Annotated in this window: 1 protein-coding gene; it reads left to right on the forward strand. The window is 60.0% G+C overall.

The window, feature by feature from the left end; genetic code table 11:
- Nucleotides 1–385: 385 nt before the first annotated feature.
- A partial coding sequence (locus AC1DQP_RS21175; protein ID WP_478052515.1) for an RHS repeat-associated core domain-containing protein occupies nucleotides 386–757 on the forward strand: 372 nt, incomplete at its 3' end.

Consider the following 757-nt stretch of genomic DNA (forward strand, 5'->3'; position numbering starts at 1 on the left):
TGGCGACACGGTCGTTGGTAGTGCCGGCCGCTGGCCGGCAACCTCAGCTCCGCTGATGCGCCTTGGCTGACATCGCCACCACGACCGATCCGGCTTCGCTGGCGCTTAGCGCCAAGAGCGCTGCTCCCGTCAGGATGGCGTGATTGGCCTCAATCGCACCGTTGGATTCCGGGCCGATGGTTCCTGTGCTATCAATACTAGGCCTTGCTTCAAGGCTCTTTCAGGGATTGGAAGGATGCACAGGTTCGGGGGAGCTGCAGGCGGTGTGTCGACCCGCTTCAGGGGAGTTGAAGATCGAGTTCGGAAGCTGGGTGCGGTAGGCGCTTGGCTATGCTTTGTGCTGTTGCTGGGCCTCGCTGCTGTACCGACTGCAAGCGCACAAACGGTGACCTACATCCATACCGATGCCTTGGGCTCGGTAGTAGCCAAGAGCGATGCCAACGGCAACGTGATCGAGCGCATCACTTACGAGCCATATGGCGCTGTCGTAGGTGCGCCGGTTGCTGATGGCCCGGGGTATACGGGGCATGTGAGTGATGCTGCTACTGGGCTAAGCCAGATGCAGCAGCGGTATATGGATCCGCAGTTGGGGGTGTTCCTGTCCGTCGACCCGGTGACGGCGTATGAACAGCCGGTGGGGCAGTTCAATCGGTATCGGTATGCGAACGGGAATCCGTACAAGTTTAGAGATCCTGACGGACGAATTGTCGAAACCGTATGGGACGTTGCGAACATTGCGATGGGCGCGACCAGTGCC

It is taken from the genome of Stenotrophomonas sp. P5_A8 (genome assembly GCF_056400545.1).